Source organism: Paraburkholderia sp. A1RI-2L (assembly GCF_048957375.1).
Taxonomy (GTDB): Bacteria; Pseudomonadota; Gammaproteobacteria; order Burkholderiales; family Burkholderiaceae; genus Paraburkholderia.
In genome coordinates this window covers 77,527-102,343 of the sequence record NZ_JARBTA010000004.1, presented here as the reverse complement: position 1 = coordinate 102,343, position 24,817 = coordinate 77,527, and the positions used below count along the sequence as shown (strand labels likewise).

22 protein-coding genes and 1 pseudogene are annotated in these 24,817 nt (G+C 64.7%); 8 read left to right on the top strand and 15 right to left on the bottom strand.

All coding sequences use genetic code 11. The features are described 5' to 3' along the window. The first annotated feature begins 35 nt into the window (after positions 1-35). The 5 genes from PWP93_RS28950 (at position 36) to PWP93_RS28930 (ending at position 5,739) form a co-directional block, all read left to right on the top strand. On the top strand, positions 36-1,046 hold the full coding sequence (locus PWP93_RS28950; protein WP_421028340.1) for an ornithine carbamoyltransferase: 1,011 nt from the start codon (positions 36-38) through the stop codon (positions 1,044-1,046). A gap of 84 nt (positions 1,047-1,130) precedes the next feature. Then, positions 1,131-2,078 carry a carbamate kinase gene (gene arcC, locus PWP93_RS28945; protein WP_421047696.1) on the top strand — a complete coding sequence of 316 codons (948 nt, stop codon included), beginning with the start codon at positions 1,131-1,133 and terminating at the stop codon, positions 2,076-2,078. 211 nt (positions 2,079-2,289) lie between these two features. Beyond that, on the top strand, positions 2,290-3,213 hold the full coding sequence (locus PWP93_RS28940) for a transporter (protein WP_421047094.1): 924 nt from the start codon (positions 2,290-2,292) through the stop codon (positions 3,211-3,213). Between the two features lie 280 nt (positions 3,214-3,493). Then, on the top strand, positions 3,494-4,438 hold the full coding sequence (locus PWP93_RS28935) for a hypothetical protein (RefSeq protein ID WP_421047695.1): 945 nt from the start codon (positions 3,494-3,496) through the stop codon (positions 4,436-4,438). Between the two features lie 56 nt (positions 4,439-4,494). Beyond that, a complete protein-coding gene (locus tag PWP93_RS28930) occupies positions 4,495-5,739 on the top strand; it encodes a hypothetical protein (protein ID WP_421047093.1) in 1,245 nt (414 codons plus the stop codon). A 37-nt stretch (positions 5,740-5,776) separates the two neighbouring features. Here the strand turns inward: PWP93_RS28930 and PWP93_RS28925 are convergent, their stop codons facing one another. The 6 genes and pseudogenes from PWP93_RS28925 to PWP93_RS28900 all read right to left on the bottom strand — a co-directional run. Then, positions 5,777-6,355, bottom strand: coding sequence for an HD domain-containing protein (locus tag PWP93_RS28925; protein ID WP_421047092.1), 579 nt, complete (start codon positions 6,353-6,355; stop codon positions 5,777-5,779). A 117-nt stretch (positions 6,356-6,472) separates the two neighbouring features. Beyond that, positions 6,473-7,345, bottom strand: a complete 873-nt coding sequence (locus PWP93_RS28920; protein WP_421047091.1) for an SDR family NAD(P)-dependent oxidoreductase — start codon at positions 7,343-7,345, stop codon at positions 6,473-6,475. 40 nt (positions 7,346-7,385) lie between these two features. Continuing rightward, positions 7,386-8,117, bottom strand: a complete 732-nt coding sequence (locus PWP93_RS28915; RefSeq protein ID WP_421047090.1) for an SDR family NAD(P)-dependent oxidoreductase — start codon at positions 8,115-8,117, stop codon at positions 7,386-7,388. Positions 8,118-8,164: 47 nt separating this feature from the next. Continuing rightward, complete coding sequence (locus PWP93_RS28910) at positions 8,165-9,463, bottom strand: MFS transporter (RefSeq protein ID WP_421047089.1); 1,299 nt, start codon at positions 9,461-9,463, stop codon at positions 8,165-8,167. A gap of 140 nt (positions 9,464-9,603) precedes the next feature. Then, complete coding sequence (locus tag PWP93_RS28905) at positions 9,604-10,659, bottom strand: 3-keto-5-aminohexanoate cleavage protein (RefSeq protein ID WP_421047088.1); 1,056 nt, start codon at positions 10,657-10,659, stop codon at positions 9,604-9,606. Positions 10,660-10,723: 64 nt separating this feature from the next. After that, a pseudogene (locus tag PWP93_RS28900) lies at positions 10,724-10,918 on the bottom strand (TauD/TfdA dioxygenase family protein); the annotation flags it as partial. Positions 10,919-11,172: 254 nt separating this feature from the next. Between PWP93_RS28900 and PWP93_RS28895 the strand changes: the two are divergent. Then, on the top strand, positions 11,173-12,174 hold the full coding sequence (locus PWP93_RS28895) for an AraC family transcriptional regulator (protein ID WP_421047087.1): 1,002 nt from the start codon (positions 11,173-11,175) through the stop codon (positions 12,172-12,174). A gap of 14 nt (positions 12,175-12,188) precedes the next feature. On the opposite strand, the gene PWP93_RS28890 is transcribed toward PWP93_RS28895, so the two are convergent. Further along, entirely contained in the window at positions 12,189-13,091 is a 903-nt protein-coding gene (locus tag PWP93_RS28890) for a LysR substrate-binding domain-containing protein (RefSeq protein ID WP_421047086.1), read from the bottom strand. 118 nt (positions 13,092-13,209) lie between these two features. Between PWP93_RS28890 and PWP93_RS28885 the strand changes: the two genes are divergently transcribed. Together PWP93_RS28885 and dkgB are read left to right on the top strand one after the other, a co-directional pair. Next, positions 13,210-14,478, top strand: coding sequence for an MFS transporter (locus PWP93_RS28885; RefSeq protein WP_421047085.1), 1,269 nt, complete (start codon positions 13,210-13,212; stop codon positions 14,476-14,478). Positions 14,479-14,508: 30 nt separating this feature from the next. Beyond that, entirely contained in the window at positions 14,509-15,315 is an 807-nt protein-coding gene (dkgB, locus tag PWP93_RS28880) for a 2,5-didehydrogluconate reductase DkgB (RefSeq protein ID WP_421047084.1), read from the top strand. A gap of 82 nt (positions 15,316-15,397) precedes the next feature. Here dkgB and PWP93_RS28875 read toward each other — a convergent pair whose 3' ends face one another. From PWP93_RS28875 to PWP93_RS28840, 8 genes are read right to left on the bottom strand one after another with little or no spacing between them, the layout of a single operon-like run. Further along, positions 15,398-16,813 carry an MFS transporter gene (locus PWP93_RS28875; protein ID WP_421028327.1) on the bottom strand — a complete coding sequence of 472 codons (1,416 nt, stop codon included), beginning with the start codon at positions 16,811-16,813 and terminating at the stop codon, positions 15,398-15,400. Positions 16,814-16,864: 51 nt separating this feature from the next. Next, complete coding sequence (locus tag PWP93_RS28870; protein ID WP_421047083.1) at positions 16,865-18,130, bottom strand: NAD(P)/FAD-dependent oxidoreductase; 1,266 nt, start codon at positions 18,128-18,130, stop codon at positions 16,865-16,867. Then, positions 18,127-19,089, bottom strand: coding sequence for a VOC family protein (locus PWP93_RS28865; RefSeq protein ID WP_421047082.1), 963 nt, complete (start codon positions 19,087-19,089; stop codon positions 18,127-18,129). The genes PWP93_RS28870 and PWP93_RS28865 overlap by 4 nt, the downstream gene beginning before the upstream one ends. 23 nt (positions 19,090-19,112) lie before the next feature. Continuing rightward, complete coding sequence (locus PWP93_RS28860; RefSeq protein WP_421047081.1) at positions 19,113-20,606, bottom strand: aldehyde dehydrogenase; 1,494 nt, start codon at positions 20,604-20,606, stop codon at positions 19,113-19,115. Between the two features lie 20 nt (positions 20,607-20,626). Next, positions 20,627-21,442: an aspartate dehydrogenase gene (locus PWP93_RS28855; RefSeq protein WP_421028323.1), complete on the bottom strand. Its 816-nt coding sequence runs from the start codon at positions 21,440-21,442 to the stop codon at positions 20,627-20,629. Beyond that, complete coding sequence (locus PWP93_RS28850; protein ID WP_421047080.1) at positions 21,435-23,093, bottom strand: thiamine pyrophosphate-binding protein; 1,659 nt, start codon at positions 23,091-23,093, stop codon at positions 21,435-21,437. The genes PWP93_RS28855 and PWP93_RS28850 overlap by 8 nt, the downstream gene beginning before the upstream one ends. After that, positions 23,086-23,922 carry an SDR family oxidoreductase gene (locus PWP93_RS28845; RefSeq protein ID WP_421047079.1) on the bottom strand — a complete coding sequence of 279 codons (837 nt, stop codon included), beginning with the start codon at positions 23,920-23,922 and terminating at the stop codon, positions 23,086-23,088. The genes PWP93_RS28850 and PWP93_RS28845 overlap by 8 nt, the downstream gene beginning before the upstream one ends. Then, a complete protein-coding gene (locus PWP93_RS28840) occupies positions 23,919-24,800 on the bottom strand; it encodes an IclR family transcriptional regulator (protein WP_421028320.1) in 882 nt (293 codons plus the stop codon). Before PWP93_RS28840 ends, PWP93_RS28845 begins: the two co-directional genes overlap by 4 nt. Positions 24,801-24,817: the final 17 nt, after the last annotated feature.

Here is a 24,817-nt window from a genome sequence, read left to right as displayed (position 1 = left end):
GCTTCCCGCCGGCCCTTTTACGTTGGAGAACCGCTATGAGTTTCAATTTGCGCAATCGAAGTCTCCTCAGCCTGATGCATCACACGCCGCGCGAGCTGCGTTATCTCCTCGACCTCTCGCGCGACCTGAAGCGCGCCAAGTACACGGGCACCGAGCAGCAGCATCTGAAGGGCGTGAACATCGCGCTGATCTTCGAGAAAACGTCCACGCGCACGCGCTGTGCATTCGAGGTGGCCGCCTACGACCAGGGCGCGAACGTCACCTACATCGATCCGCATTCCTCGCAGATCGGCCACAAGGAGAGCATGAAGGACACGGCTCGCGTGCTCGGCCGCATGTACGACGCCATCGAGTACCGGGGCTTCAGGCAGGACATCGTCGAAGAGCTTGCGAAGTACGCGGGTGTGCCGGTGTTCAATGGTCTCACCGACGAATATCACCCGACCCAGATGCTCGCCGACGTACTGACGATGCGCGAACACAGCGACAAGCCGCTGCCCCAGATCAGCTATGCGTACCTCGGCGACGCGCGCAACAACATGGGCAACTCGCTGCTCCTGATCGGTGCGAAGCTCGGCATGGACGTGCGTATCGGCGCACCAAAGGCGCTTTGGCCGAACGCGGAGCACATCGAGGCTTGCCAGCACTTTGCCGCCGAAAGCGGCGCCCGTCTGACGCTGACCGAGGATGCGCAGGCCGCCGTCAATGGCGTGGACTTCGTGCATACGGACGTCTGGGTTTCGATGGGTGAACCGGTCGAGGCGTGGGGCGAGCGCATCGGCGAGCTGCTGCCTTACCAGGTCAACATGGCGTTGATGAAAGCCGCGCAAAACGCGCAGGTGAAGTTCATGCACTGCCTGCCCGCGTTCCATAACAGCGAGACCGAGGTCGGCAAGAAGATCGCCCAGCAGTACCCGGCGCTCGCTAACGGGATCGAAGTGACCGAGGATGTCTTCGAGTCGCCGCTCAATATCGCCTTCGAGCAAGCCGAGAACCGTATGCACACGATCAAGGCGATCCTCGTCTCCACGCTTGCCGACCTCTGAGCCGCGTGGCCCCGGCTGACGCTGCGCGCCCGATGAAAGGGCGCGCTGCGCGCCATCGAAACGAATTTTGAAAGGGGCAGCATGATGCGTATCGTCATAGCCTTGGGCGGGAACGCCCTCTTGCGGCGCGGCGAGCCGATGACCGCCGACAACCAGCGCGAAAACGTGCGAATCGCAGCGCAGCAGATCGCGCAGATCGCGCCAGACAACGAGCTGGTGATCGCGCACGGCAACGGCCCGCAAGTCGGCCTGCTCGCGCTGCAGGGCGCGGCCTACAAGGAAGTGGAAACCTATCCGCTCGACGTGCTCGGCGCGCAGACCGAAGGCATGATCGGCTATCTGATCGAACAGGAGCTCGGCAACCTGCTGCCCTATGAAGTTCCGTTCGCGACGATCCTGACCCAGGTCGAAGTCGACGCGCACGATCCCGCGTTCCGCAACCCGACCAAGCCGATCGGCCCGGTCTATGACAAAGCGGAGGCCGAGCGTCTTGCCAAGGAACGCGGCTGGAGCATCGCGCCGGACGGCGACAAGTTTCGGCGCGTCGTTGCGAGCCCCCGGCCGAAGCACATCTTCGAAATCCGGCCGGTCAAGTGGCTGCTCGACCACGGCACGATCGTCATCTGCGCGGGCGGCGGCGGCATACCGACCTGCTACGACGAGGCGCGCGAGCATTTGACCGGAGTCGAAGCCGTGATCGACAAGGACCTGTGTTCCGCGCTGCTTGCCGAAGAGCTGGACGCCGACCTGCTGATCATCGCCACCGATGTCGATGCGGCCTATGTCGACTGGGGCCAGCCGGGCCAGAAGGCCATCGCGCAGGCCCACCCCGACGCGCTCGAGAAGCTGGGCTTCGCTGCGGGATCGATGGGGCCGAAGATTCAGGCGGCGATCGAGTTCGCGCGCAATACCGGCAAGGACGCGGTGATCGGTTCGTTATCGGACATCGTTGCGATTACGACGCGCCAGGCCGGCACCCGCATCAGCATCACCGAGCCCGGCATCCAGTATCGCGCGGCAGCGGCCGGCTAACGCCGTAGCGCATCATGCCTCCAGTGAAAGCCGCGATGGCGTTAAGGGGCGCGGACGCCGAACCGGCGCCCGCCGCTGCGCGCTAACCGCCGAACGTCACAAGCAGGGATCCGACCAAAGTCTTATTCATCGTGTCGAATGGCACTGCTATGCTGGACCTCGCCGTGCAGCGCCGCACGGAACCATTCCCGATACTCCGAACTGAACTGCGATGAGCAGGCGAGCCGCCCACTGGAGGCATGCGTGCTTCGGCACCGCCGTGCTGCTCTGGCAGGCGGGTGCGCCGCACGCCCAGGAACTGGAGCCGCGAGCCTATTCCGCCTCCCCGGTCGGCACGAATTTCATTGTCGCCGGCTACTCGCACGTGAGCGGAGACGTTCTCACCGACCCTTCCCTCCCGGTGAGCGGCGTACGCGCGCAAGTCGACAATTTTGTGCTCGGCTACGTGCGCACATTCGCGCTCCTCGGTCACACGGCGTCGTTTGGCCTGGTCGTTCCGTTCCAGCGCGGGGACCTGAGCGGGCTCGTCATCGACGCGCCGACCCAGATCCACCGCGGCGGCATGGGCGACATGCAGATGCGATTCGCCTTCAACCTGTTCGGCAATCCCCCGCTTTCGCCCGAGGAATTCGCGCAAGCGCCGCCTCGCACTTCGCTCGGCATCAGCCTGACGGTCCAGGCGCCCACTGGCCAGTACGCTCCCTGGCGTCTCGTCAACCTGGGAAACAATCGCTGGGCGTTCAGACCTGAAATCGGCGTATCGCAGCCGTGGGGAAACTGGTTCTTCGAGGCTTCGGCGGGCGTTTTCTTCTTCACCGCCAACACGAACTTCGTCAACGGACATGAGCGCAGCCAGGCGCCGCTCGCGTTCACGCAGTTCCATGGCGGCTACACCTTCCGCCCCGGCTTATGGCTTGCCGTCGATCTCGGTTATGCCTTGGGCGGCGGCGCGAGTGTGGATGGTGCGTCGAGCGGCAGTTCCCAGGCGAACCTGCGCGGCGGCGTCACGCTCGCGGTGCCGATCGCGCGCGGCTGGTCGGCCAAGCTCGCCTGGTCGCGCGGCTTCGTCACGCGGGCGGCGGGCAATTACCAGATCGTGACGGTGGCGCTTCAATATCGCTGGTTCGACCGGTGAGCACGCATCGCCGCCCGAATCGCGACGTTTGCGGCGAATGCGCGCGATTGACGGAGATCAACGAGCCGGAGGGACGAAATACTAGAGTGAGGGCGAACGGTTTCCCGGTTTCCGATGCGCGGTTCTTCATTGCGCCAGGCGGGTCCGCGGGATAGCCGACGTTGCAGGCGGTCCTGGTTGCACGACACCCTTGAAAGGTAGCGATATGGGTTTGCTAGCTCGCTTTATGAGTCCCTCACGAGCCCCGGGCGCGCGTGATGAGGGCGCCCGCGTGGACGAAATGATCGAACGTGTCGTCGCCATGGAGCCCCGTCTGCGGTTGGCGCAGCATTACCGCAAACGCCTTGGCGAATCGATCCGCCTCTCGCTTCGCTACATCGACGATCTGACCGGTTCGTTGCCCGCGCCTCACGAGGCCAACATGGCAACGTGGTCGACCGATCCGTTGATTCGCGCATTCTTTGCGACGTCCGACGACCTGCCAAAAGCATTCAGCCGCTCGGAGACATTACGCGAATACTTCGATCAGAATCCCGATATGACGCACGCCTACGTCACGCTCGGGATGGCGATGATGGAGCGGCACGTGCTGGGTGTCGCCCTGGAAGGCGATTCAGTACGTCATGAAGTGCCGCAGACCAAGCTGTGTTTCCTGGACCATCGCGTCAGCATCTGCGCGCGCTCGGCCCCGGATCTGCGGGAGGAAATCGTGCGCCGTCTGATCGATCAACTGGCGCTGGAAGGACTGGCCAAACTCGCCGCCGACCGGCGCGAGCTGGTCGAAAAAGGACGCGAACTGCTCGAGGCGCGCGTGAAGTTGCTGGAGCAGCAGGGTACGGGTATTCGCTCTCTGGTAGGCGACGCACCAGACACCGCAGCGGACGAACTGAAACGACTGCAGGCCCAAATCGAAGAAAACGCGCGCGAACTGGCGGCGCTTCGCGTGCCGACCGAGGCGATCGAGCTCGAACTGGAGCGGGTCTGCGAGGTGTTTTCCACGCCTGCGGAGCACATCTACGTCGAGCAGCGCAATGTCCGTCTGGACCTGATGAACGTGGTGAGGAACGACGAAACACAGGCCAGCCGCATCATGGAGTTTCGCCTCGCACGCATTCCCGGTGATCCGCCTCGCATGCGCGCGTTCGCACTCGTGCGATTTCCACGTGCCGAACTCCTGCCAGCCGGACTGCATATCGACGCCGCAACACGCGCGTCGTGGCACTGAAGCAGGCCTGTGCGGTACCAAGGTGAATTCGAATTCGAGAGCAAGGGTGCCCAGCGATGAATCACTTATTTCATTCAAGATCGCGAAGAATAGACCGTGCGGTGCCAACCGCCGCAGATATTCTGAACGATACGCAAAATTTTTCGCTGGTGCTGGGCGGTCCCCTTTTCCAGCTTCTGCGCCGCACGCGCATGGCCGACGATGCGCTGGAACTGGTGCGCCAGCGGGTTCTCGTCATCGCGCTCGCGGCGTGGCTACCGCTCCTGGCGCTAGCCGCGCTGGACGGGCATTTGCTCGACAAGCGCGTGGCCGTGCCATTCCTGCTGGATCTGGAAGTTCACATCCGCTTCCTGGTAGCCGTGCCGCTTTTGATCATCGCGGAGCTGGTGGTGCATCGGCGCATGCGTCCCATCGCGCGGGCATTCCTCGACCGCAAGATCATTCCGGAAGCGTCGGCGGCGCGGTTCGACGAGGCAATCAGGTCGGTATTCCGTCTGCGCAATTCCGTGGCTGCCGAGCTGCTGATGATCGCGCTGGTATACGGTGTTGGCATCCTTGTCGTGTGGCGCCAATACACCGCAATGCAAGCGACTTCGACATGGTACGCAACACCCACGCCAGAAGGCTTGAAACTTTCGCTCGCCGGATATTGGTATGCCTACGTGAGCGTTCCGCTATTCCAGTTCCTGTTGATCCGCTGGTACTTCCGGCTGTTCGTCTGGATGCGGTTTCTCTGGCGGGTGTCGCGCATCGATCTCAGCCTCGTTCCGACTCATCCCGATCGCGTCGGCGGTCTGGGATTCCTTGCCAATACCGTCTATGCCTTCACGCCCCTGCTTGCCGCGCACGGCGCAATGCTCGCTGCCCAGTTCGCCAACCGCATTTTCTACGCCGGGGTCGCACTCACCGAATTCAAGGTGGAGACCGCAACGATGGTGCTCTTCCTGCTGTGCCTGGTCTTTGGTCCGTTACTGGTTTTTGCGCCGCAACTGGCCCAGGCGAAGCGGACCGGCCTGAGTGAATACGGCACCCTGGCGCAACGGTACGTGCGCGAATTCGACGCCAAGTGGCTGCGAGGCGGCTCGCCCGACGACGAGGCGCTGGTGGGCAGCGGCGATATTCAGTCGCTCGCGGATCTCGCCAACAGTTTCGACGTTGTCCGAACCATGCGTATCGCGCCCATTACCAAAGATGCCATTATTCGCCTCGCAGCCGCGGTACTTGTGCCCATCGTGCCGCTGGCGCTCACGATGATGTCGCTGGAGGACTTGCTGAAAAGACTGTTCGGATTGATACTCTGAAAGCATCGATCGATGATCGTTTCACACGTTCACACGTTCACGCGTCCGCGGTAATCGTTTTATAGATCGATCGCTTTGGCGCCTTCATCACGCGACGCACAATCGGCTCGAGCACGTCGATCGGCCAGGTCTCCGCAGAGGGGTCGAACGCAGGGTCGTCGTAGAGATCGACGAACTCGAGCGTATGTTGATAAAGGCGATGCGCCCTGAGCTGCTCACGCATATTGCGGTCCATGCCAATATGGTGAAAGAAGTTGTGCCCCTGTACGATGCCGTGGTGCTCGATCATCCAGAGGTTCGCTTCGGAAACAAACGGTTTGAGTATGGCGGCCGCGATCTCTGGGTGATTGTACGAGCCGAGCGTATCGCCGATATCGTGAAGCAGTGCGCAAACCACGTACTCGTCGTCACGGCCATCCTTCAGCGCCATCGTGGCGGTCTGCAGGCAGTGGTGGTAGCGATCTATCGGAAATCCGCTGTATTCCCCTTCCAGCAGCTTCAGGTGCGCAAGTACACGCTCGGGAAGTTTGAAAAAGTACTCCGCAGCCTGGGGCTTGATGATCTCCCGGTCCTCCCGGGTGCTGTCCTGCATGCGTTTGAACGTGGCCAGTTTCATGGTGTGGCATCGTGGAATTGGGTGAGTGAACCGATCAAGCGGATGAGCGCGCGCCGCCCTGCCCTCGCGCGCGATTCCGCCGATCGGTGATCGGGGTGTTCGCCATGCATGCGCCGCTCAGATCACGGCGCCTCCGTTGGGGCTGATGACCTGCCCGACAAAGTAGTGATCGCCTGCGAGGAACGTTGCCACCGAGGCATATTCGTCCATCGTGCCAAACCGCCCGGCCGGTATGACCTGCCAGAACCGGTTGCGCGCCTCTTCGCCGATGGAGCCCAGATAGTGTTCGAAGAACGGCGTCTGCACCCCGCCTGGCGCGAGCGCGTTGACAAGAATGTTGCCCCCGGCGACCTCGGCCGCGACGGACTTCGTGAACGCGATCACCGCCCCCTTCGACGCGCTGTAGTGCGGACTGTGCGCGCTGATGGGCGAAATTCCCGCGATGGACGCGAGATTCACGATGCGGCCATAGCTTTGCGGCTGCATCAACCTGAGGGCTTCGCGCGTGCAGTAGAACATGCCGTGCACATTGACATCCCAGTAGCGATGCCAGTCCTCGTCCGTGATCTCGCTCGTGAAACCAAGGGCCTGCCGGGGTTGCGGCGTCGTGATGTACGCGTAGTGCTTGTTGCGCCGCACCTCGTCGTCGGCCGCCGTCGGTCCCAGCGCCGCGTTATTCACCAGAATGTGCAGCGTGGCAAAGCGCTCGACGATCGCGGCGAACATGTCTTTCACATTGCTGCTCGACGTGATGTCACATCCGAGCGCCATACAGCGGGCTCCAATGGCTTCGGCGGCTGCCCGCGTCTCCTCGAGGGCGGGCAGATTGACATCGCAGATGACGATGTCCGCGCCCGCTCTCGCGAAATGCCGGGCGATGATGCCACCGAGGCCACCGCCTGCTCCGGTGATGAGGGCGACGCGGCCCGCGAGGGTCCGCACGTTCGCAGTCGCTTCGCTGGACTGGCCAACCTGCTCTTTCATAAGCATGAATCTCTCCGCTATTCGTGTAATGGGTTGCCTGCGCGGCTCACGCGCGGCGCATCAGGCTGTAGCTTTGTGCCGTCGGACCACCATCGGGCATGCTGGCCATGAACAGGGCCAACGGCACCACGTCTTCGGGTTGCTTGGCCCATTCGCCAGCGGGCATGGGCACATCGCGGGTCATGTCGGTCCTGACGGGGCCCGGAATGAGTTCGTTGACGCTGATGTTGTAGTCGAGCAGTTCCACGGCCAGCGACTGGGTCAGCATCCACAGACCGCTCTTGGAGCAGGAATAGGCGGAGAACCCCGGCACCGGGCGGTTGCGCTGGCCTGAGCCCACCATGATGATCTTGCCCGCCCCGCGCCGCCGCAGATGCGGGATGGCCGCGTGCGCGGTGTGGTAGGCCCCGTTCAGATTGATGTCGATCGTCTTGCGCCACGCTGCGGGATCGCTGTCTTCGATCCTGCGCAGGTCCGATGCGACACCCGCGTTGACCACCACAATATCGACGCCGCCGAAGACCTCGCTCGCGCGGCGCAACAGTGCAACCGTGTCCTCGTAGTTGCCGACATCCGCCGTCTGGGCGATCGCGGTTCCTCCCGCCTCGCGGATCAGGGCGGCGGTTTCCATGATCTCTTTCTCGCTGCGCGCACTGCACACAACGGAGGCGCCGGCGCGTGCATACGCGAGGGCAATCGCGTGCCCAATTCCGCGGCCGGCGCCGGTAATCACGGCCACCCTGCCGTCGAGGGAGCGCGGTGTACTCGTCTGTGCCATCAAGAACTCCTGTATGAATTGAGAGGCGGAGCTACGCGCCGCTACTCTCAGGTTGCCTGGAATCGGTTCAGGTCGCGTTCGTAAGTCCCCCTGGCGCAGGCAAAAGCGAGCGCCGCGCCGACGCAGACGAGCGGGATCCACTGCAGGGCACCAAGCAAACCGATCCGGTCTGCCAGTACCCCGGTAACGTAGGGTCCCGGCGCACCGCCGAGCAGGTTGTTGGCGAGCGTCAATGTGGCTAGCGCCGTTGAATGCATCGAGGCATGCACGAGGTTCGTTGTCATCGCACCGGCGGCCCCCCAAGTCCCGGCGGCAAGAAACACACCAGCGGCAAGGACAGCGAACTGAGCGCCGCCGGCTCCCATCCGCATGGCTATCATCAGCAGTACGCATGAACCGAGGCAGTAGCCGATAGCCAGCGTGACCTTGCTGCGAGCCGACTTTCGCGCGGCCCAGTCCGTGACCATCCCGCAGAGCGCCATGCCCACGCCGCTCACGATCAGCATGACCGCGGCGGAGAGGGCGGCTTTCGCCGGGGCCATGTGATGGTAGCGATTGAGATAGCTGGGCAGCCAGGCGATGATGGCGTAGGCAGTAAAGAGCTGCAAACCGCTGCCCAGGTACGTGAAAACCAGCGTTGGCGTGCAAAGGAGCGATCGAACGAGCTTCGGCAACGACTCTGAAACGCCTTTCGGCCCGCCCTCCTGGCAACGCGCATGACGCTTCACGCGGGCTTCGGTGACCGTCGCGGCGCACGCCAGGACAAGCAGGAGGCCGAACAGCGCCATCCCGACGAAAGCGGCGCGCCAGCCCAAGCGGGCCGCGACCACGCCGCCCGCTGCCATGCCAAGCACCGAGCCGAGCATCCCGGCCGATGTGAAGGCGCCCGTGAGCGTGGCGCGCATCGAGGCAGGAAACACACTCAGGATGATGGCGAGACCGACGCTACCGTAACCGGCCTCGCCGATCCCGACGAGCAGACGCGCAGTCAGCATATGACCGTAGTTTTCCGCGACCCCGCATCCAAGCGTGGCGAGACTCCAGAAGAGCGCCATCAGCACGACGCTTCGCGTGCGGTTCCAGCGATCGGCGAGCAGTGCGGCCGGAAAGGCCAGCATGCCAACCATCAGGCCGACCACGCCGCTGAGCAGGCCCAGTTGCGCGTCGGCGAGGTGCCACTGGGACTTCAGTTGCGGGAACACCGCGTTCAGCACCTGTCTCGACATGTAGTCGGAGAGCATGAGGCCGAAGATCAAGCCGAACACCACCCAGGGATACACGCGCGAGCGGGTTGCCCGCACCGGGACGGCGCGCCCGGCAAACGAACCGATATTCTCTTCCAGCATGGCTTCCCCTTGTTCCTTGCCACGTGCGAGGCGTAAGGACGTTGACTCAGTGAAAACGCGGCAGACCGCGAAAGTCCTGGCAGACCGGCAGGCAATGCGCCCATGAGCGGCACCGCAATGCCGGACGCACGACCTTTCGTTCAGGCAGCGCGCAGCTGGCGATCCGTCAATCCCGCTTTGCGGTTCGGCGTCATGCCGTTGGCGGCCAGCGTCTCGTCGATCGTTTCGTACTGCAAACCGATGCGGTAGATCTCGCGTGCTTCCTTGCCCGTGGCGATTTCACGGCCCAGTTCGCGCGCCACGCGCACACACTGTTCGATCTGCTGCATCGATGCGAAGCGCTTGCCGTGCTGGTCGATGATCGTGTCTTCAATGCCGCAGCGCGGATGCAGACCCATGGACATCGCCATCATGTTGAACGGCAGAACGTTCTTCATCAGCGACTCGGCGGTGAGCGTGCAGCCGTCGGGTGCGCGATGGACGAAGTTGAAGAAGTTGAAGGGGTTCGGCCCGTCGAAGCCGCCGCCAATGCCAATCCACGTGAGATTCAGCGGGCCCTTGTACACGCCCTTGCGCACGAGGCGCTCGAGCGTTTCGAGCGCGTGGATGCCGGTGAGCTGGAAGTGCGGCTGGATACCCGAGGCCTGCAGGCGGCGCAGATGCTCGTCGACCCATGCCGGCCCAGCCGGCACCGTCATTTCGCTATAGGCGGCCATGAACGCGGGATTAGACAGCGAAGTGCCTTGCAGATGCTCCGGATAGAGCAGCTCCATGATGTTCATCTGCGTGGTGTTGATCGCCACCGTCACCTGATCGGGCTTCGGGTCGAGTTCGGCCAGCATGTGGCGGGTGTCGTCCGAGAGCCACTTCGCGGCCTGGCCTGCGTCTTCCGGCGCGAACGAAATCGAGCCGCCGACCTGGATGATCATGTCCGGTACGGCCGCGCGCACACCGGCGATCAGCTCGTTGAACTTCGAGAGGCGCTTCGAGCCCTTGCCATCCAGTTCGCGCACGTGCAGGTGCAGCACCGTTGCGCCCGCGTTGTAGCAATCCACGGCCTTCTGGATCTGCTCTTCCATGGTGACGGGAATGTCCTCGAGAAAGTCCTCGGGCATCCATTCCGGGCCGTACGGTGCGACAGTGATGACGACCTTGTCCTGATTTTCGGGGTGCAGCGAATCATCCAGAAATTGCATGGCTTGTGTCTCCTGGCAGGGTGATCGGGTCGCGAATGCGACCAGGGGCTGGCGCCACGCCGAATCAGAACGGCGTGTCGCCGATGATCGTGGCGCGGTCCATCTTGCGATGGCACGGGGGGTAATCCATCACGGCGTAGTGTTGGGTGCTGTGGTTGTCCCAGATCGCGACGCTGTGCTTCGTCCAGCGCCAGCGCACCTGGTGCTCCGGGACATATGCCTGACTCAGGAGGTAACCCAGCAACTGGGCGGCGCCCGGTCATGGAAGTCCCATCAGACGGTGAAGACCGGACTGATCGCTTCAGGCGCGCCGACCTCGACGGGCTCCCACCGCATGACTGCCGGGCCGGCAGTCTCGCACCTCGCATACCCCATGATGTGTTCCTCTCCGGCCTTGTTGATCGAACCGCATTCGCGTGCATTGGCGTGAGCACAGTGTCAACGAATGGCCATGGAGGAATTTGACAATCGGTGGCATGGTCTTTACATTTTGTGGCACTGGTGGAGACCCCTATGCCGTCATTGCTGAGAAGCGCGAGCCTGACCAATTTTGTGACTGTCGCCCGCGAAGTGGGGCTGAGTCCCGATGTGCAACTTCGCCGCGCCGGCATCAGTGCGGCTGCCCTGCTCGATCCGGACATCCGGCTTCCCGCGCAGCCGGCCATGCGCATGCTCGAAGAATCCGCCGAGATAAGCGGCGTGCAGGATTTCGGGCTTCGCATGGGCGAGACGCGCCAGTTCGCCAATCTTGGTCCGTTGACCATTGCCTTGCAGGAGGCCCCCACCCTGCGACGGGCGCTCGAATCGTTTTCTCGTTACGTGCGTCTGCAGAATGAGGCGATGGCGACCCGCTTGCAGGAAGAGGGCGATGTCGCGCTGCTCATCGTAGAGGTCCTCGGTTTGGGGCCTGGAACGTTTCGACAATCGGTCGAGTTGGTCGTCTGCGTCCTGCATCGCACGCTCACAACACTTCTGGGCAGCGACTGGAAGCCACGCGGCATCTGTTTTTCCCACCGCCCGCCGGCCAGTCTTGCCACCCACCGGCGCATCTTCCGCATGCCCGTCGATTTCAAGCAGGACTTCAATGGCATCGTGCTCTCGAGAGCCGATCTGGATACCCCGATCTCCTCGTACGATCCCCTGCTCGCGTCACATGCACGGGTTTACCTCGATGCGAAGCTGGCCCAGTCAAACGCCGGCATGGCCGAGAAAGTCACGCAACTCATCTTTGCGCTGCTGCCGGTTGGCGAATGTGACTCGAACCAGGTGGCACAGAAACTTGGCATGCACCGGAAGACGCTCTATCGGCACCTTGCTGAACACGGCCATACCTGGTCATCGCTCGTCGACGAAGTACGGGCCGAACTGGTGACGCGCTATGTCGAGTCCGATGAGCGCCCCTTTACCGACGTGGCGAGGCTGTTGGGCTTCTCGTCGTTGAGCGCGTTTTCGAGGTGGTTCACGGCGCGCTATGGCTGTGCCGCTTCGTCGTGGAGGCAGAGCCGCAAACGCTAGCGATGCTTTATCCGCTAGCGCTCGAACTCCGTGCCTCGCACCGCCTCGATCAAATAATCCACAAACGAGGCAATGCGCGCCGAAATCGCGGTATTCCGGTAGTACACCGCATTAATCGGCTGCCGGACCTCCTGCGTCTGACGCGCGAAAAGCGGCACGAGCGCGCCGTCGCGCCGGTCGCGCGCCGTCATGAAATCGGACAGACAGACAATGCCCGCGCCGGCCAGCGCCAGCTGACGCAGCGTCTCGCCGCTCGACGACCAGATGGCCGGCGCGATGCGATACGGCTCGTTGTCCGGCCTCAGAATCGGCCAGACGTTGAGGGCCTCGGGCTGATTGAAGCCCAGCAGCACGTGCTTCGCGAGATCTTCCACGCGCTTCGGGTGGCCATGGGCCTCAAGATACGCGGGGCTCGCAAGAATCCGCACGCGGCTGCAGCCCACGAGTTTGCCATGCAGCGTGGAGTCCTTGAGCGCGCCGATGCGGATCGCCACGTCGGTGCGCCGCTCCAGCAAGTCGATGAACCCCTCGTTGCTATTGAGCTCCAGTTCCACCTGCGGGTAGCGCTCGCGGTAGCCCTGCACCAGCGGCACGATCACGTGGAGCATGAATGGCGTGGCCGCATCCACGCGCAGCCGGCCCGACGGGCGCTCGCGGCGCGCGGCCATCTGCTCCTCCGCGCCCTCCACGGAAGCGATGATCGCCCGCGCGTCGTTCAGAAACGCGCGCCCTTCCTCGGTCAATTCCAGACGCCGCGTCGTGCGGCGCAGCAGCGTGGTCTTGAGCTTGTCCTCCAGCCGCCCGAGCGTGCGGCTCGTGGCCGAGATCGTCAAGCCGAGTTGCTGCGCGGCGGCCGTGATCGATCCGCTGTCGACCACGCTGACAAAGGCTTGCAGCTCGTCCAGGGTGATTTTCATTGTTGATTTCAAATCAAAACATATTCCCTTATAAGCCTGTTTTTCGTCAAAAGTAAAGCGTGCACACTACGTCCTCACCATGAATGCACATTCCACGAAAGGTAACGGAGCATCGAGCATGAACGTGAATGCACCTGAAAAGACCGCGCCGGTTCTACCGGCCAGCGCGGAGAAAAGCGAACAAGGAAGCGCCTGGCTTTCGTTGCTGGCGCTCGCCATGGGCGCGTTCAGCATCGGCACCACGGAGTTTTCGCCGATGGGGCTGCTGCCCGTGATCGCCGAAGGCGTGCACGTGTCGATCCCGACCGCCGGCATGCTGATCACCACCTACGCGATCGGCGTGATGGTCGGCGCGCCGCTGATGACGCTCGCATTCTCGCGCTGGTCGCGCAGAACGGCGCTCATCGCGCTCATGAGCCTTTTCGTGATCGGCAATCTGCTCTCGGCGGTGTCGTCGAACTACACCACGCTGATGCTCGCGCGGCTCGTCACGAGTCTCAATCATGGAGCGTTCTTCGGGCTCGGGTCGCTCGTGGCGGCAAGCGTCGTGCCGCGTCACAAGCAGGCCAGCGCCGTCGCCACCATGTTCATGGGTCTGACCATCGCCAACATCGGCGGCGTGCCCGCCGCGACGTGGCTCGGCCAGACCATCGGCTGGCGCATGTCGTTCGCGGCCACCGCCGCGCTCGGCGTGCTCACGATGCTGATTCTGCGCATGGCGCTGCCCAAGGGCGAAGCCGGAAAGGTGCCGCACGTGCGCGGCGAATTGAAGGTGCTCACCCGCCCCGTGGTGTTGATGGCGATGGCGACCACCGTGCTGGGCTCGGGTGCGATGTTCACGCTCTACACCTATATCGCGCCGACCCTCGAACATCTTGCCAGCGCATCGCCCTCGTTCGTGACGGTCATGCTGGTGCTCGTCGGCGTGGGCTTCTCGATCGGCAACGTGGCCGGCGGACGGCTCGCGGACCGCTCGCTCAATGGCAGCCTGATCGTGTTCCTGACCCTGCTGGTGGCCATCATGCTGGCCTTCCCGTTGCTGGCGAGGCATCACGTCGGCGCCGCGATTGCGGTGGTCGTATGGGGCATCGCCACCTTTGCGGTCGTGCCGCCCTTGCAGATGCGCGTCATGCGCGCCGCTTCGGAAGCGCCGGGGCTCGCCTCGTCGGTCAATGTGGGCGCGTTCAATCTCGGCAATGCGCTGGGCGCGGCCGCGGGCGGTGCCGCGATTTCAGCGGGCTTCAGCTACGCCGCCGTGCCCATCGTGGGCGCGATGATCGCCACTTCGGGACTCGCACTGGTGTTCGTGCAGATGGCCTTGCAGCGCAATCAGCCCAACGGTGGCTCGCACAGCTCGGCGCGCGATCTCCCGTCGACCCATATTTGATTTTTGCCCCACACGGCAACGGAGAACCTCATGAGCAAGATTCCCGCATTCGGTCTTGGAACCTTCCGTCTGCAAGGCCAGCTGGTCATCGACTCGGTGCGCAATGGCCTTGAACTCGGCTACCGCGCCATCGACACCGCGCAGATCTACGGCAACGAAGCCGAAGTGGGCGAAGCGATGGCCGCCTCGGGCGTCGCGCGCAAGGACCTGTTCCTGACCACGAAGATCTGGGTCGACAACTACTCGCGCGAAAAGCTCGTGCCGAGCCTCAAGGACAGCCTCGAGAAACTGCGCACCGACGAAGTCGACCTCACGCTGATCCACTGGCCCGCACCGAATAACGGCGTCTCGCTCGAAGAATTCATGAGCGCGCTGGCCGAGGCGAAGTCGCAGGGTCTGACAAAGCAGATCGGCGTTTCGAACTTCAACATCGAACTCACGCAGCAGGCCATCGCCGTGGTGGGCAAAGAGAATATCGCGACCAACCAGATCGAATTGAGCCCGTATCTGCAAAACCGCAAGCTCGTGGGCTTCCTCCAGCAGGAAGGCATTCACGTGACGTCGTACATGACGCTCGCCTACGGCAAGGTGCTCGGCGACCCGGTCATTCGCGCGATCGCCGAACGCCGCCACGCCACGCCGGCCCAGGTTACGCTCGCCTGGGCGCTGCGCCTCGGCTACTCGGTGATTCCTTCGTCGACGAAGCGCGAAAACCTCGCCAGCAACCTGCTCGCGCAAACGCTGCAACTGAGCGAGGACGACATGGCGGAAATCGCGGCGCTCGAGCGCAATGGCCGCGAGGTGAGCCCCGAGAGGCTCGCGGCACAGTGGGATTAATCAGCGGCTTTGAAGTACCGCTGCGCCGACGCCCAACACGTCGACGCAGCTCAAGCAAACCCGCCGGCTGGGGACTGGCGGCTCAAGCCTCCAGTTGCTCCAGCACCTTGCCCTTGGTTTCGATGCCGAGCAAGTGCACGGTGATAGCCGCGAGGAACGGCACGGCGGCGAGGATATAGAAAGCCACGTCCAGATTGCCGCCGATCATCGTCTTCGACACGATGGTGGGCGCGAAGATGGCCGCCACCTTGAGCCATGCGCCGCCCACGCCGCAACCCATCGCGCGGATGCTGGTGGGGTACAGCTCCGGCGTGTAGACGTAGGCGGTAATGAAGCCGCAAGCGAGAAAGCCGAGCGACAGCGCGCAAAACGTCGCCACCACGTAGACCGACATCGCGTGGCAAATGCCGGCCAGCGCGAGCGACAGGGCGCACAGCACGAACGAGACGTTGATGATGGGCTTGCGGCCCACCTTGTCCACCAGCAGCGCACAGGTGAGCGAACCGAGCACGCCGAGGACCGAAGCAGCCACCGCGAGATTGAGCGCGAGCTGCAGCGGCGCGTGATAGACGGTGCGATAGATCGTGGGCAGCCAGGTGGACAGCCCGTACTGAATGAAGCCGCACGTCATCCACAGCATGGCCACCGCAAGCGTGCGCTTGAGATACGCGGGACCGAACAGATCCTTCACGCTGCGCTTCGGATGGCGCTTGACGAGGGCATCGAAATCGGCGGCGTTCGTGACCGGCTCGAGCGGACCCTTCGCGGTTCGCTCGAACGCATTCACGGCGTCGTCGGCTTCCTGCAGGCGACCGCGTTCAGCCAGCCAGCGCGGCGACTCGGGCACGAGCTTGCGCAGCACGAAGAACAGCACCAGCGGCATCGCGCCGATGAAGTACATCGCCTGCCAGCCGAAGCGCGGCACGATCCATGCGCCCAGTGCATTCGACGCCAGCAGGCCAACCGGGAACACGATCTCGTAGAGAAGAACGAAACGTCCACGGCCATGAGCGCGGCTGACCTCGTTGATATAGGTCGCCGCCACGGGCAGTTCGCCGCCCAGCCCCAGGCCCTGGACCACGCGCAGCGCGGCGAACACCATGAACGACGGCGCGAAGCCGCAGGCAATGCTCGTCACGCCGATGATGCCGGAACTCCACGCGATCGCCCGCACGCGGCCCCGACGTTCCGCGAACCACGGAAACAGGAACGCGCCGATCAGTTGGCCGACCGAGCCCGAAGCGATCAGAAAACCGATCTCCCAAGGCGTGAGATGCCACTTCTGAATCAGGATCGGCAGCGTCGCGGCAATCGCGATCACATCGAAACCATCGAAGAAAGTCGCCAGGCCGATCAAAAGACGCGCGCGCACCTGCATGGCGTTGGCCGGCAGCCGCTCGAGCCGCGCAATGATCGACCCGCGCGTAAGCGGGCCGCTGTACGGCTCGACGGCTGCGGCGTCGCCGCTATGGCCGAGGGTAGTGTCGAATGTTGTCATGCCTGTCGTCCCGTCTCCGTGTTGTCTCGTGTATGCCGCCTTGGTGCTGCTTTAAGCGAGGGCCTTGCTGGTGTCCGTGAGCGCGGCGATATCGACCGCGCGCCCCTGGCTCATCCATTTGCGCGCGAGCTTGAGGTCGCGCGCCGAGTTGATTGCGATGACGCCGCGCAGATGTCCGTCCGCCACGAAGAAGAGCGTCGCGCGCTTTTCCCCGAGGCTGCCGCGCAGCGCTGGCGCGACGCCGGCCGGAATATCGCCGAGAATCTGCAGATTCACGTCGTACTGATCGGACCAGAACCATGGAATTTCCGCATAGGGCGTCTTCACGCCCAGCACGGCTTTGGCTGCGGCAATCGCCTGGTTCTGCGCATTGGCCCACGACTCCAGACGCACACGGCGCTTGAGCCAAGCGTTCGGATGGTTCGCCACGTCGCCGCACGCGAATATGCAGGGATCCGAAGTTTCTCCGAATTCATCCACGACGACGCCGTCTTCCACCGCCAGCCCCGCTGCCTCGGCCAGCGCCGTGTGCGGCGCGAGGCCGATGCCGGCGACGGCGAAATCCGCATCGAGCGTGCTGCCGTCGGCGAAGGTCGCGCGAATGCCGCCGTCCTCACGGTCTTCCAGCGAGACCAGCGCCGCATTCAGCCGCACGTCCACGCCGTTCGCGCGATGCAGATCGAGCAGGAAGTCCGAGACGTCCTGCGGCAGCGAACGCGCGCACAGACGCGGCGCACCCTCCACCACGGTGGCCTCCACGCCGAGCTTGCGCGCCGTGGCCGCCACTTCGAGCCCGATCCAGCCGCCGCCCACCACCAGCACGCGCTGGCTGCGGCGCAGCCGCTCGCCCAGCGCCATCGCCTCGTCGAGCGTGCGCAGGTAAGTCACGTGCGCGCTCTTCGCCACGCTCGCGGGCAGCTTGCGCGCCGCGCCGCCCGTGGCGATCACGAGCCGGTCGTACTTCACTTCGCGGCCCGAGCGCGTGGTCACCACGCGCGCCGCGCGGTCGATGGCCGTTGCGCAGTCGGGCTGCCAGGCTTCGACATTCAGCGCCGCGAATTCGTCGGGCTTTGCAATGCGCACCGTTTCGATATCGGCCTCGCCCGCGAGCACGGCCTTCGAAAGCGGCGGCCGCTCGTAGGGCAAATGCACTTCGTCGGCGATCATCACGAGTCGGCCCGCGTAGCCTTCCTTGCGCAGCGTCTTCACGAGCCAGCCTGCCGCCTGGCCGCCGCCGATCACGACGACCGTGCGCGGCACGTCCTGCGTGTTGTGCGGCGCGCGGCTTTCCTCGCTGTTTTGCTGTGCGTCGTTCATTGCTTACGCTCCGTCATGAACTTGCCTTGCGGCGCTTCGGCGTTCTTCTGGCGGCGCGTGTTGCCGTCGAGGCCGCCGTCGATGGCCCATTCCGCGAACACGGTCGGGCCCGGCTCGAACTCGCGCGGCTGCCATTCGGGCGTGAGCACGTCTTCATCGGCGTAATACTCGATCAGGCCGCCCGCCGGGTTCTTGAAGTACCAGAAGTACGCCGACGAAACCGGATGCCGGCCCGGACCGAGTTGCGTGGTCCAGCCGCAACGGCTGATATGCAGGCCGCCGCCGAACACCTCGTGGATGTCGCGCACCGTGAACGCCACGTGATTGAGGCCCTTCTTGCCGTCTGGCAGCGCGAGCAGGAACAGGTCGTGATGGCCGCCGTGCGGCGCGCAGCGCATGAACGCGCCGCGATTCGGGTAGCGGTCCGAGGTCTCGAAGCCGAGCAGTTCGTGATAGAACTTTTCCTGCTCCGCGAGGCAGTTCGTGAAGAACACCACGTGCCCCACTTCCACCGGCTGGGCGCGCTCGTAGACCGGCGACGGCGTATCCACGCGCAGCGTCTGGCCCCAGACGTTCGAGGGCGAGCCCTTCAGGTCGATCTCGCGGCGGCGCGTGACTTCCACGCGAATCGCCATGCCGGCTGGGTCGAAGCAACCCACTGCATCGGCGTCGCTGTAGTAGCCGGGCTGGCCCTTCAGGCGCTCGCGCAGCGCGTCGAGTTCTTCGCGCGTGGCCACGCCCCACGTCACCTCGCGCAGCGTCGGACCCGCTTCGAATGCGGCGGGCAACGACGCGTCGTTCGCGTCGGCCACGAGCACGGTACAGCCGTTGAGCGTTTCGAAGCGCGCGCGCGTCTCGTCATGCGACGTCTGCGTCAAGCCCCAGTCCGCGAAAAAGCGGCGGCAAGTTTCGAGGTCGGTCACGCCGTAGGTAATCTGTTCGATGCCGAGAATCGTCATGTTCATTGCTCCGTTGCGCGCGCTCAGGCGTTGGCCCAGGGCAGCGGCGCGTCGTTCAAACCCCAGTAGAGGCTCTTCTGCTGCATGTATTCGCGAATGCCGAGCCGCCCTTTCTCGCGGCCCATGCCGCTCTCCTTCCAGCCCGAAAACGGCGTGGAGATCGAGAACAGCTTGTAGGTATTGATCCAGACCGTGCCCGCTTCGAGCTTGCGCGCCACGCGCCATGCGCGCTTGTAGTCGCGCGTCCAGATGCCGGCGGCAAGTCCAAACACGCTGTCGTTGGCTTCCTCGATGAGTGCGGCTTCGTCGTCAAAAGGCATGGCCACCAGCACCGGCCCGAAGATCTCTTCCTGGCAGATGCGCGCACTGTTATGGAGTCCTTCCAGAATGGTCGGCTGATAGAAGAAGCCATTTTCACGGCCGTCGCCCACGGGACGCTCGCCGCCGCACAGGAGGCGGCCGCCTTCCTCAAGACCGATTGCCACGTAACGCTCCACCGACTCGCGATGTTTCGCGGTGATGAGCGGACCCATCTGGGTGTTCTCGCGCGTCGGGTCGCCCACGCGCAGCTTGCGCGCGCCTTCCACGAGGCGCTGCATGAACACGTCGTAAATCGAGCGCTGCACGAACAGGCGCGAGCCCGCAATGCAGGCCTCGCCCGACGAGCTGAAGATGCCGTACAGCACGCCGTTCACGGCATGGTCGAGATCGGCGTCTTCAAACACGATGGTGGGCGACTTGCCGCCCAGTTCGAGCGATACGGGCATGAGCTTTTCCGCCGCGATGCGCGCGATGCCGCGGCCCACTTCGGTGCCGCCCGTGAATGAGACTTTCTTCACGAGCGGATGGCGCACCAGCACGTCGCCGATCACCGAGCCCTTGCCGGGCAGCACGCTCAGGATGCCCTTGGGCACGCCCGCTTCCTCGCAGATGCGCGCCAGCGCAAGCGAAACAAGCGGCGTGACTTCGGCGGGCTTGAGCACCACTGCGTTGCCGGCCGCGAGCGCGGGCGCGAGTTTCTGCGCATCCGAGGCAATCGGCGAATTCCACGGCGTGATCGCGGCGACCACGCCAATCGGCTCGTGCACGCTCATCGTCATATAGTCGCCGCGCGGCGGCGTGAGGTCGTCGTCGAGCGTTTCGAGGCAGGCGGCGAAGTAGCGGAACGTGTTGGCGGCGCTCGCCACCAGCACGCGCGTCTCGCCGATGGGCTTGCCGTTGTCGCGGCGCTGCAGTTGGGCGAGCGCTTCGTGGCGCTGCATGATGAGGTCCGCGATGCGGTAGAGCACGAGCGCGCGCAAATGCGGCTTCATGCCGGCCCACGTGCCGTGCTTCCACGCCGCGTGCGCTTTCTCGACCGCCTCGCTGGCGTCTTCGGCGCTTGCCGTCGAGACCTCCATGTTCACCGACTGGTCGGCGGGATAGAGGCTCGCGAAGGGCGCGGCGCGCCCCTGGCGCCACTCGCCGCCGATCAGGATATCGCCGGTCGGCACGAGGCTGGTATCGAATGGAGTCATGTCAGAGGTCTCTTCGTTCATCAAATCACGCAGCGCGCGGCCCGGTTGCGCAGCGCGCGAATCGCGCTGTACGCGGTGAGCGCCGAGGTCTTCGGGTTGTCGGGCAGCGGCTTGCCGCACATCTCCAGCGACATCTCGCCGAACATGCCGCGCGCGACGATGCGGTGCACGTTGCGCTCGACCGCAGGATCGGCAATCAGGCGCACTTTCGTCTGGTCGAGCCCGAGGCCCGCGAGCGCGACGGTGGCCGCCACGTTCGCGTTCTTCGGAAAGAGCCGCGCCGCTTCGCGCGCGCTGCCTTCGAAGATCACCTGCTCCTTCGTGAGCGTGCGCAGATCGCAGACCTTTTCCGCCGGCGTGTCGAGCCAGCCGAGCGGCGGCTTGCGGCCCGTGTACAGCACCTCGTCGAGGCCGCCGAGCTTGGCCGCCGAAAGCGCGTCGATGCCGCCGATCGCGCCGGACAGCAGCGTGACGGTGGCGCCGCCTTCATCGGCGGCGAGCGAGAGGCGCTCGAGCAAGTCGACGTCGGAAAGCGCGCCGATCGAGTTCACCGCGCAATCGGTGCCGCTTTGCAGCAGCGGCACCACGTGATCGACCAGCGCCGCATGGCCCGCGCATTCGAGCGCGAACTGCGGCCGGGTCGACAGCGCGCGCACCGACGACACCACTTCCACCGCGCCGTCCACCTGCTCGCGCACGGCGGCGGCGTGACTCTCGGGCACGATCACGTGCGAGACGTGCACGAGCGGGTCCGCCGCGACTGCGCGATACACCGTCTGCCCGATCGCGCCGAAGCCGATCATGGCGATGTCGATGGGCGCATGGCCGTTATGCATGTTGCGGCTCCTCTTTGCGCACCGGCGGGCCCGCAAACACCGTCTCGAAGCTGCCCACCGACTTCATGTCGACTTCGAGCAGCACCGGGCCGTCGAACGCCATGCTTTCCTGAATCACCGCGTCGGCATCGTCGAGCGACGACAGGCGGAAATGCTTCAGCCCCAAGCTCGCGCAGAACTGCGAGAACTCCGGCTGATGCAGATCGACGAACATGCGGCGGCCGCCGTACTGCGCGTCCTGAATGTTGCGGATCACGCCGTAGCACTGATCGTTCATCAGCACGATCATCACGTTGGCCTTTTCCTGCACGGCCGTCGCGAGCTCGCCCACGTTCACCATCAGGCCGCCGTCGCCCACGAGGCACACGGTCTTCGCGGCGGCGTTCGCGAGCGCCGCGCCAATCGCCATCTGCATGCCCTGGCCGATGCCGCCGCCAAGCGCATGCACGCCCGCGCGCGGCGAAAAGATCTTCAGCAGGCGGTTGCCCCACGTGCTGTTCGAGATGGTGACGTCGCGCACCCAGTTGTAGTCGCGGCCCACGGCGCGCTGCAGCGACTCCACGAGACGGCGATACGGGCCGAGGCCCTTGGCGGTATCCGACACGGCGATCTCGCGCGCTTCGGCCAGATCGGCGGCGAATTGCGGATCGACCTTGATGCGGTTTTCGAGGCGCGTGGCGAGCGCATCGAGCACGCGCGCGGCATCGCCATGCACGAACAGCGCGTTGCGGTAGCCGCGGTTGTCGGCGAGCGCGTCGGCATCGATGCGATAAAGCGGCTGCGGCAGACCAAGCTTGTACTTGAGCGTTTCGTTGCCGCGCAGGCGCGAGCCAACCACGAGCATCGCATCGCAGGTCTTGTAGAAGCGCTCGACCGAGGGGCTCACGTTGAACGCGCCCAGCGTGGCCGGATGATCTTCGGGCAGCACGCCACGGCCCTGCACGCTGGTCACCACGCCAAAGCCCAGCGCCACCAGACGCTCCACGGCAGCGCGCGCGTGACGCGTGCCGCCGCCGAGCCACAGCAGCGGACGCTTCGCCTTCGCGAGTTCGTTGGCCAATTGCTCCACGCGGGCTTCGTCATGCGTGAGCGTCGTGAGGTGCGGCGCGCTCAGATCGGCGGGCCACTCGGTCAGCGCGGCCTGGATGTCGATGGGAATCTCCACGCTCACCGGGCCGCTCGGCGCGGTTTGCGCGATGCGCACCGCTTCGCGGATGGTCGGCAGCGCGGTCTCGACCGAGCGCACGCGGAACGCGGCCTTGGAGATCGACTGGAGCATCGACAATTGATCGGGCGCCTCGTGGATATAGGCGAGGTCCTGATCGAGGTATTCGGTTTCGATCTGGCCGGTGATGTGCAGAACCGCGGTGCCGGCCGTGAGCGCTTCGACCATCGCGCCCGCTGCGTTGCCCGCCGCCGTGCCCGTGCTCGTGAACGCCACGCCGAGGCCGCCCGAGACGCGTGCGAGGCCGTCCGCCATGTTGAGCGCGCCCGCTTCGCCGCGCGCACCCACATAGCGGATATTGCCGCGACGGCCGATGGCGTCGAGAATCGGCATGTTATGAATCGAGATCACGCCGAAAGCGGTTTGGACTCCGCATTGTTCGAGGAAGGCGGCGATCAGTTCGCCGACGGTGGTTTGATTAGACATGACGTGCAACGCCTCCAGATACATCGATATGACTGCCCGTCGTATAGGACGACAGGGACGTGGCCAGATAAAACAGCGCCTGTGCGGCTTCTTCGGGGCGGCCGAAGCGGCCGAGCGGAATGTGTTTCTTGCGCGCGAGCTCGCGGGTCCAGTCTTCCCAGCTCTGGGCTGCGGCCTGCGCCTCGCCGTCGGCTTCGTAGCGGCGGCGCCATTGGCCCGACTCCACGATGCCGATCAGGATCGAGTTCACGCGAATGTGCTCGGGCGCGAGTTCCACCGCGAGCGACTTGATGAGGCTCAGCACGCCCGCGCGCGCCGACGAGGTGGCCACCATGTGCGGCTCGGGCTGCAAGGCCAGCAGCGAGTTCACGCAGACGATCGCGGCGTTGCCAGCACCACCAGCACCGTCGCCCTGCTTCGCGGCGTGGCGCAGCATCGGCAAGAACGCGCGCGTCGGGCGGATGATGCTGAAGTACTTGAGGTCCAGTTCCTCGCGCCACGCTTCGTCGGTGGTGTTGGCGAAGGTGGAGACGCGGCCCTGGCCCGCGTTGTTCACGAGCATGTCGGCGCGGCCGAAGCGCTTTTCGACTTCGTCCGCGAAGGCGGCCACGTCGGCGGCGTCGAGCACGTCGCAGCGCACGGCCAGCAGTTGCGCCTGCGGATGCCGCTCGCGCAATTCGCGCTCGGCTCGCGCGAGGCGGTCGCTGTCGCGGCCGCAGATCGCGACCGATGCGCCCGCGCGCAGAAAGAGTTCGGCGGTGGCGAGGCCGATGCCGGACGAGCCGCCCGTCACCACTGCAACCTGACCAGTCAAGTCGAGTTGAATCATTTGATCCCCAATGCCTTCATGTAGTCCGTACGCTTGCTATTGCCCTTCGACGCCTGCGGACGATAGTTCAGGCGCTTCGAGAGTTCGTCGGCGGTGTGGCGCACCTTGTCGATCAGGCCGCTGTCGAGCAGCTGCGTGTCGATGCCGGGGCGCGGAATGGTCGTCGTCACCACGGCCGCGATGCGGCCCGTGTCGTTGCGCACCGGCGCGGAAACCACCGAGATGCCGCGCTCGAACGACGACTCGCTCACGGCGTAGCCGCGCTCCGCGTCCTCGCGAATGCGCTCGTAGAGCGCTTCGACCGTTTCCGGCGTGGAGGGCGTGAAGCGTTCGAGCTGGGGCTCCGGATAGATCGCGCGCAATTCGTCGAGCGTGAGATCGCCCATCAGCACCTGGCCGTGCGTGGTGGCGTGCGCTGGCAGGCGCGTGCCCACGTTGACCTTCACCGAGCTGAAAATGGGCGCATGGCTTTGGGCCTTGGCGACGAACACGATGTCGCGTCCGTCGCGAATCACGATATGCGAGGTGAGCCCCGTGTCGTCGCGCAGGGACTCGATCAGCGGCAGGCCGAGATCGGTTAGCTCGAGCGAGCTCAGGTATTCGAAACCGAGCCGCAGCACAGCCACGCCGAGGCGATAGTTGCGGTCGCGGTCGGCGCGCTCCAGAAAGCCCAGCGATTCCAGCGTCTGCAACAGGCGAAACACCGTGGTGCGCGGAATGCCGAGGCGGCGCGACAGTTCGGGCGCGCCGAGCACCGGCTCGCGCGGCGAGAATTCGGTCAGAATGCGCAGGCCCCGCTCCAGACCCGGCACGCGGTAACTCGTGTCGTTGCGGTCTGCGTCGGCGTCGGGGGACGCGTTGGCGACGTCGGGTGTCATGCCTATAAGCTCCGTAG

Excerpts from the sequence above, each read along its gene's own strand:
- PWP93_RS28940 (WP_421047094.1), top strand. The coding sequence starts at position 2,290 with ATGAGCAGGCGAGCCGCCCACTGGAGGCATGCGTGCTTCGGCACCGCC.
- PWP93_RS28840 (WP_421028320.1), bottom strand. The coding sequence starts at position 24,800 with ATGACACCCGACGTCGCCAACGCGTCCCCCGACGCCGACGCAGACCGC.
- PWP93_RS28915 (WP_421047090.1), bottom strand. The coding sequence starts at position 8,117 with ATGGCACAGACGAGTACACCGCGCTCCCTCGACGGCAGGGTGGCCGTG.
- PWP93_RS28890 (WP_421047086.1), bottom strand. The coding sequence starts at position 13,091 with ATGAAAATCACCCTGGACGAGCTGCAAGCCTTTGTCAGCGTGGTCGAC.
- PWP93_RS28875 (WP_421028327.1), bottom strand. The coding sequence starts at position 16,813 with ATGACAACATTCGACACTACCCTCGGCCATAGCGGCGACGCCGCAGCC.
- PWP93_RS28925 (WP_421047092.1), bottom strand. The coding sequence starts at position 6,355 with ATGAAACTGGCCACGTTCAAACGCATGCAGGACAGCACCCGGGAGGAC.
- dkgB (WP_421047084.1), top strand. The coding sequence starts at position 14,509 with ATGAGCAAGATTCCCGCATTCGGTCTTGGAACCTTCCGTCTGCAAGGC.
- PWP93_RS28905 (WP_421047088.1), bottom strand. The coding sequence starts at position 10,659 with ATGCAATTTCTGGATGATTCGCTGCACCCCGAAAATCAGGACAAGGTC.
- PWP93_RS28865 (WP_421047082.1), bottom strand. The coding sequence starts at position 19,089 with ATGACGATTCTCGGCATCGAACAGATTACCTACGGCGTGACCGACCTC.
- PWP93_RS28930 (WP_421047093.1), top strand. The coding sequence starts at position 4,495 with ATGAATCACTTATTTCATTCAAGATCGCGAAGAATAGACCGTGCGGTG.
- PWP93_RS28850 (WP_421047080.1), bottom strand. The coding sequence starts at position 23,093 with ATGTCTAATCAAACCACCGTCGGCGAACTGATCGCCGCCTTCCTCGAA.
- PWP93_RS28870 (WP_421047083.1), bottom strand. The coding sequence starts at position 18,130 with ATGAACGACGCACAGCAAAACAGCGAGGAAAGCCGCGCGCCGCACAAC.
- PWP93_RS28860 (WP_421047081.1), bottom strand. The coding sequence starts at position 20,606 with ATGACTCCATTCGATACCAGCCTCGTGCCGACCGGCGATATCCTGATC.
- PWP93_RS28845 (WP_421047079.1), bottom strand. The coding sequence starts at position 23,922 with ATGATTCAACTCGACTTGACTGGTCAGGTTGCAGTGGTGACGGGCGGC.
- PWP93_RS28935 (WP_421047695.1), top strand. The coding sequence starts at position 3,494 with ATGATCGAACGTGTCGTCGCCATGGAGCCCCGTCTGCGGTTGGCGCAG.
- PWP93_RS28920 (WP_421047091.1), bottom strand. The coding sequence starts at position 7,345 with ATGCTTATGAAAGAGCAGGTTGGCCAGTCCAGCGAAGCGACTGCGAAC.
- PWP93_RS28895 (WP_421047087.1), top strand. The coding sequence starts at position 11,173 with ATGCCGTCATTGCTGAGAAGCGCGAGCCTGACCAATTTTGTGACTGTC.
- PWP93_RS28885 (WP_421047085.1), top strand. The coding sequence starts at position 13,210 with ATGAACGTGAATGCACCTGAAAAGACCGCGCCGGTTCTACCGGCCAGC.
- arcC (WP_421047696.1), top strand. The coding sequence starts at position 1,131 with ATGCGTATCGTCATAGCCTTGGGCGGGAACGCCCTCTTGCGGCGCGGC.
- PWP93_RS28950 (WP_421028340.1), top strand. The coding sequence starts at position 36 with ATGAGTTTCAATTTGCGCAATCGAAGTCTCCTCAGCCTGATGCATCAC.
- PWP93_RS28855 (WP_421028323.1), bottom strand. The coding sequence starts at position 21,442 with ATGCATAACGGCCATGCGCCCATCGACATCGCCATGATCGGCTTCGGC.
- PWP93_RS28910 (WP_421047089.1), bottom strand. The coding sequence starts at position 9,463 with ATGCTGGAAGAGAATATCGGTTCGTTTGCCGGGCGCGCCGTCCCGGTG.